This window comes from Bacillus sp. MSP13 (assembly GCF_000815295.1).
GTDB lineage: Bacteria > Bacillota > Bacilli > Bacillales > Bacillaceae > Bacillus > Bacillus vallismortis.
On sequence record NZ_JXAQ01000003.1, the window covers coordinates 399,609 to 406,895 of the forward strand.

Consider the following 7,287-nt stretch of genomic DNA (forward strand, 5'->3'; position numbering starts at 1 on the left):
TATTTTCAATAAACATAAAATGTGAAAAGCACATAAGGAATATTCCGTTGTTATTTTTTGTTACACACTTGTAAAGCCACATTCATTGTATTGTTGTTCCGCAAATAATAGAATAGAAATGATCGAAATGTGAGGAGGTGCCATAGAATGAACAACAATGAACTTTACGTCAGTCTTGACATCGGTACGTCCAATACAAAAGTGATCGTCGGAGAAATGACAGATGATTCCCTAAATATTATCGGTGTGGGAAATGTGCCGTCTGAAGGGTTGAAAAAAGGCTCAATCGTTGATATAGATGAAACCGTTCATTCTATTAGAAAAGCGTTTGACCAAGCTGAAAGAATGGTAGGTTTTCCGCTTAGAAAAGCTATTGTCGGCGTTAATGGAAATTATATCAATATTCAAGATACAAACGGTGTTGTAGCAGTTTCCAGTGAAAATAAAGAAATTCAGGTTGAAGATGTGCGCCGAGTGATGGAGGCGGCACAGGTTGTTTCAGTACCGCACGAACAGCTGATTGTGGACGTCATTCCTAAACAGTTTATTGTAGATGGAAGAGATGAAATCACCGACCCGAAAAAAATGCTGGGTGTGCGTTTAGAAGTAGAGGGCACCTTGATCACCGGTTCAAAAACAATTTTACATAACTTGCTACGCTGTGTTGAAAGAGCCGGTGTTGAAATCACTGATATTTGCCTTCAGCCGCTGGCAGCCGGTTCTGCTGCATTGTCAAAGGACGAGAAAAATCTTGGTGTGGCTCTCATTGATATAGGGGGAGGGTCAACAACCATTGCCGTATTCGAGAATGGACATCTCACTTCTACCCGTGTCATTCCACTCGGAGGCGAAAATATCACCAAAGATATCTCCATCGGACTGAGGACGTCAACAGAAGAAGCAGAACGCGTGAAAAAGCAATTTGGACATGCCTACTATGACGAAGCCTCGGAAGATGAAGTATTTGAGGTAACCGTTATCGGCACCAATCAAAAACAAACATTTACACAGCAGGAAGCAGCGAATATCATTGAAGCAAGAGTTGAAGAAATTCTTGAAATTGTTTCAGAAGAGCTTCGCAGTATGGGAATTACCGATCTGCCGGGAGGCTTCGTGCTGACAGGGGGACAAGCAGCAATGCCGGGTGTCATGTCATTGGCACAGGATGTTTTGCAAAACAATGTCAGGGTGGCAAGCCCGAATTATATCGGTGTAAGAGACCCTCAATACATGACGGGAGTGGGCCTGATTCAATTCGCCTGCCGAAATGCAAGAATCCAAGGCAGAAAAATAGGCTTCAAGATGCCTGAAGAAGCGATACAGGAAATCGCAGTCTCTTCAATTGAGGAACAAGAGCAGCATCATCACCAGAGTGAGATGCAGCAGCGGCCAAAAGGAAAACAAAAAACACAAGCCGAACATAATAAACAGAGCAAAATGAAAAAACTATTAAGCATGTTTTGGGAATAGATAGATAGTCATTCGGCAGATTAGGAGGATTTAGCATGTTGGAGTTCGAAACAAACATAGACGGCTTAGCATCAATTAAAGTAATCGGAGTAGGAGGCGGCGGTAACAACGCCGTTAACCGAATGATTGAAAATGAAGTGCAAGGAGTAGAGTATATCGCGGTGAATACCGATGCTCAAGCTCTTAACCTGTCAAAAGCAGAAGTGAAAATGCAAATCGGCGCAAAGCTGACTAGAGGATTAGGAGCAGGTGCGAATCCGGAAGTCGGAAAAAAAGCTGCTGAAGAAAGCAAAGAGCAGATTGAAGAAGCGTTAAAAGGCGCTGACATGGTATTCGTGACAGCTGGTATGGGGGGCGGAACAGGAACAGGTGCCGCACCGGTAATCGCACAAATCGCGAAAGATTTAGGCGCTTTAACAGTCGGAGTCGTCACAAGACCGTTCACATTTGAAGGACGCAAAAGACAGCTTCAAGCTGCAGGCGGAATTACAGCAATGAAAGAAGCGGTGGATACACTAATCGTGATCCCGAACGACCGAATTCTTGAAATTGTTGATAAAAACACGCCGATGCTTGAAGCATTCCGTGAAGCGGATAACGTCCTCCGTCAAGGGGTTCAAGGTATTTCAGACTTGATTGCTACACCTGGTCTCATCAACCTTGATTTTGCTGACGTGAAAACAATCATGTCAAACAAAGGATCTGCTTTGATGGGTATCGGGATTGCGACTGGAGAAAACCGCGCGGCAGAGGCAGCGAAGAAAGCAATCTCCAGCCCGCTGCTTGAAGCGGCTATTGACGGCGCGCAAGGCGTCCTTATGAACATCACTGGGGGAACAAATCTCAGTTTGTATGAAGTTCAGGAAGCTGCAGACATTGTCGCTTCGGCGTCTGATCAAGATGTAAATATGATTTTCGGTTCTGTTATTAACGAAAATCTAAAAGACGAGATTGTGGTGACAGTGATTGCGACTGGTTTCATTGAACAAGAGAAGGACGTGACAAAACCTCAGCGTCCAAGTTTAAACCAAAGCATTAAAACACATAATCAAAGTGCTCCAAAGCGTGAGCCAAAACGTGAGGAACCTCAGCAACAAAACACAGTAAGCCGCCAGACCTCACAACCGGCTGATGATACACTTGATATCCCGACATTCTTAAGAAACCGCAATAAACGCGGCTAATAGAAAGGGCAAAATCGTTTTCGATTTTGTCCTTTTTGTTTTTCAACCTTTTCTCCTTATTGAAGACCTTTTTCCTATATATTCCTTCATATTGCCGCCAAGCGAACCATAAGACTCATTCGAATTTCATGACAATTTTATCATTTTCATATATATGGAAATAAAGTGACATAAAACGACAATATCTGTAATGCGGATTGTCTACAGTTAACGTACAGCGATGTTCTGACAAACCATTCATTTGGAAAAGGAGGGACGACATTTTTTTGGCAAAGCATGTTGAAAAAGGGGGATAAAAATGAGGAAACAAACGAAAAACAGACTCATTAGCTCTGTTTTAAGTACGGTTGTCATTGGTTCACTGCTGTTTCCGGGTGCAGCCGGGGCAAGCAGCAAAGGTGCCTCAACTTCTGTTAAACAGGAGCTTCAATCTGCTGAATCCATTCAAAACAAGATCTCGAGTTCATTAAAGAAAAGCTTTAAGAAGAAAGAAAAAACAACCTTTCTGATTAAATTTAAAGACAAAGCTAACACAGAAAAAGCGGCAAAAGCGGCTGTTAAAAAAGCGAAATCGAAGAAGCTGACTGCCGCTAAGACGGAATATCAAAAGCGTTCTGCCGTTGTGTCCTCTTTAAAAGTCACAGCCGATGAATCTCAGAGAGATGTCTTAACATACTTGAACAGCCAGAAAAATAAGGGAAATGCAGACCGAATTCACTCTTATTATGTAGTGAATGGGATCGCTGTTCATGCCTCAAAAGAAGTGATGCAAAAAGTAGCGCAGTTCCCTGAAGTGGAAAAGGTGCTTCCAAATGAGAAACGGCAGCTGTTTAAGTCATCTTCTCCATTTAATATGAAAAAAGCGCAAAAAGCTGTCAAAGCAACTGACGGTGTGGAATGGAATATAGACCAAATCGACGCCCCGAAAGCTTGGGCGCTTGGATATGATGGAACTGGTACGGTTGTCGCGTCCATTGATACAGGCGTGGAATGGAACCATCCGGCATTAAAAGAGAAATATCGCGGATATCATCCAGAAAATCCTGATGAGCCTGATCATGAAATGAACTGGTATGATGCCGTAACGGGCGAAGCAAGCCCTTACGACGATTTGGCTCATGGAACTCACGTGACAGGAACGATGGTGGGATCTGAACCCGATAGTACAAATCAAATCGGTGTAGCGCCAGGCGCAAAATGGATTGCTGTTAAAGCGTTCTCCGAAGATGGCGGCACTGATGCTGACATTTTGGATGCAGGTGAATGGGTTTTAGCTCCAAAGGACGCAGAGGGCAATCCTCATCCGGAAATGGCTCCTGATGTTGTCAATAATTCATGGGGTGGAGGCTCAGGACTTGACGAATGGTACAGAGACATGGTCAATGCTTGGCGTGCGGCCGATATTTTCCCTGAGTTTTCAGCAGGAAATACAGATATCTTTATTCCGGGCGGTCCCGGTTCTATTGCAAACCCGGCAAACTATCCGGAATCGTTTGCTACGGGAGCGACTGATATGAACAAAAAGCTCGCTGACTTTTCTCTTCAAGGACCATCTCCATATGACGAAATAAAACCAGAAATTTCTGCCCCGGGTGTAAATATCCGGTCTTCTGTTCCTGGCCAGACATATGAGGACGGATGGGATGGCACATCAATGGCAGGACCGCATGTGTCTGCTGTTGCTGCATTGCTGAAACAGGCGGATGCTTCACTTTCTGTTGATCAGATGGAGGATATATTAACGAGTACGGCTGAACCGTTGACAGATTCGACATTTCCCGATTCTCCGAATAACGGATACGGCCATGGTTTGGTGAACGCTTTTGATGCTGTGTCAGCTGTTACAGATGGGTTAGGAAAAGCAGAGGGACAGGTTTCTGTAGAGGGAGACGATCAAGAGCCCCCTGTCTATCAGCATGAGAAAGCAACAGAAGCCTATGAAGGCGCGAACCTGCCGCTGACTTTGGTAGCTGAAGACAATGTAAGTGTGACATCTGTCAAACTGTCCTATAAGCTTGATCAAGGGGAGTGGACAGAAGTAACGGCTAAACGAATCAGCGGAGATCACTTGAAAGGAACGTATCAGGCGGTGATCCCGAACGTAAAAGGAACTGCCCTAAGCTATAAGTGGATGATTCAGGATTTTGGCGGCCATAGCGTTGAATCTGATATATACGATGTGACAGTGAAACCAAGCATCACAACGGGCTATAAGCAAGACTTTGAAACTGAACCCGGAGGCTGGATGTCAAGCGGAACAAATAACAGCTGGGAATGGGGAGTTCCGTCAGTAGGACCAGCTACAGCAGCTTCGGGAGAAAAAGTATATGGAACAAATCTGGCAGGAAACTACGCCAACTCAGCAAATATGAATCTCATGATGCCTCCTATTAAAGTGCCGGATGACGGAAACCTGTATCTCCAATTTAAAAGCTGGCACAATGTAGAGGATGATTTTGATTATGGCTACGTTTTTGTTTTGCCTGAAGGTGAAAAGAATTGGGAGCAGGCTCGTGTTTATAATGGAAAAACATCAAGCTGGATGGATGAAGAAATTGATTTATCAGCTTATAAAGGTCAAAACATTCAAGTCATGTTTAACCTTCAATCCGATGATAGTATTTCAAAAGAGGGCTGGTATATTGATGATGTAGTGCTTTCTGACAAATCAGCCGGAAAAACAGTCAAAAAGAATAAACTGGGTGTTGAAAAAAAATCGCCTGGAAAGCAAAAGAAAAAGACGGTGAATCCGAAAAAAGCTAAGCCATCTGCTAACCAAGCGGTAAAGCCTCAGAGCAAAGCGATACAGCCTCAAGTTTTGCCGCTCAGGGCGCAAGTCAGTGTTGCAGAAACGGGAAAATCAACATATTCTGATCAATCCACAGGGCAGTATACGCTGACGCACAAAGCGGGAGACTATACGCTTATGGCAGAAGCATACGGCTATCAATCGAAATCGCAAAAGGTTTCTCTGCAGGCAGATCAGACGACACAGGCTAACTTTACGTTAGAAGAATTGAAGAAAGGCACCTTAAAAGGCACAGTCATTAATAAAACGACAGGAGAGCCGGTAAAAGGAGCCTCCGTTTATGTTGTGGAGGATGCTGCGGTAGAACCGGCTACGACGAACGACAAAGGTGAATATGCGCTTGAGGCCTATGAAGGCTCCTATACGATTAAAATAGCTGCATCGGGTTACTATAGCGATGAATTTACCATTGATTTAAAAGGGGATGTTACGAAAGAAACTGTACTAAAGCCTTTCGTCGGTTATCCGGGTGAGATTGCATATGATGACGGGACAGCGGAGAATGCGAATTCTTATTTTGCAGCCGGTAACGGATGGGCGGTCAAAATGACGCTGGCTGACGGCAAGGACAAAGGCATGCTTACAGGAGGGCTATTCAGATTCTGGGATACAGAGTTCCCTGATCCTGGAGGGACAGAGTTTAAGGTTGAGGTTTATGATGCTACAGGAAAAGACGGAGCACCGGGCAAGAAAATTGCCGGGCCAGTTAACGCTGAAGCCCTTCGCAATGGCGAATGGACTAAGGTTGATCTCAGTTCAAAAGGGATTATGGTCGATAAAGATTTTTATCTCGTATACATCCAATCGAAACCAGACCCATATTCACCAGGACTGGCAATGGATGAAACCGGTCAGAATTCGGGCCGCAACTGGCAATATATAGACGGGGAATGGCTGCCGGGTGATGAAGCCGACGGAAACTATATGATCCGCGCATTAGTTGATTATGAAGCGGCTGTACCTGAGATCACTTCACCGGCAGACAAATCATACACAAATAAGGAGAACATCACCGTAAAAGGAAAAGCCTCTCCGGGAACAACAGTACACCTTTATAATGGAGAGAAAGAAGCAGGGGAAACGAAAGCTGGGGCAGATGGCACGTTCCAGGCAAGCGTCTCACTCAGCGAGGGTGAAAATGAGCTGACGGCCACTGCATCAACAGACAAAGGGACTACGGATGCTTCCAGCCCTGTGACAGTTACGCTTGACCAAAACAAGCCTGAATTAACGCTGTACAATCCAAAGAATGGCGAGAAAACAAACAAAGAAGCGCTGACTGTCAAAGGGTCTGTATCCGATGACAATCTGAAAGATGTCAAGGTGAATGGCAAAAAAGCAACGGTAACTGATGGTTCATACTCAGCCCGTATTCTTTTAGAGAATGGAAGCAATGAAATCAAGGTAATTGCTACAGACTTAGCAGGCAACAAAACAACGAAAAAGGCTGTCATCGATGTCAACTTTGACAAGCCTGTCATCTCCGGTTTGATTCCGGGAGAGGACAAAACCCTAAAAGCTGGTGAATCTGTAAAAATCGCATTCTCAAGCGCAGAAGATTTGGATGCAACGTTTGTCATTCGTATGCCGCTGACAAATGCAAGAGCGAGTGTGCAAAACGCCACAGAGCTCCCGTTAAGAGAAATTTCTCCGGGGAGATATGAGGGCTATTGGACAGCTACTTCTTCTATTAAAGCTAACGGAGCAAAAATAGAAGTGATTGTACGTGATGATTATGGAAATGAAGCAAGAAAAACAGCGAATGGAAAACTCTATATCAATACTGAAAATTAAGAGTAAAAAGCTGCCGGTCAACGGCAGCTT

The 7,287-nt window shown here is 44.4% G+C and carries 3 protein-coding genes; all 3 read left to right on the top strand.

Annotated features, from left to right (window positions below; genetic code table 11):
- Positions 1 to 147: 147 nt before the first annotated feature.
- The 3 genes from ftsA to SC79_RS03370 all read left to right on the top strand — a co-directional run bounded on the left by ftsA (position 148) and on the right by SC79_RS03370 (position 7,257).
- Positions 148 to 1,470 carry a cell division protein FtsA gene (gene ftsA, locus SC79_RS03360; RefSeq protein ID WP_039073879.1) on the top strand — a complete coding sequence of 441 codons (1,323 nt, stop codon included), beginning with the start codon at positions 148 to 150 and terminating at the stop codon, positions 1,468 to 1,470.
- A gap of 35 nt (positions 1,471 to 1,505) precedes the next feature.
- The gene (ftsZ, locus tag SC79_RS03365; protein ID WP_039073880.1) at positions 1,506 to 2,654 is read left to right on the top strand and encodes a cell division protein FtsZ; all 1,149 of its coding nucleotides are present in this window, start codon (positions 1,506 to 1,508) and stop codon (positions 2,652 to 2,654) included.
- 298 nt (positions 2,655 to 2,952) lie between these two features.
- Positions 2,953 to 7,257, top strand: coding sequence for a S8 family peptidase (locus SC79_RS03370; protein WP_039073881.1), 4,305 nt, complete (start codon positions 2,953 to 2,955; stop codon positions 7,255 to 7,257).
- Positions 7,258 to 7,287: the final 30 nt, after the last annotated feature.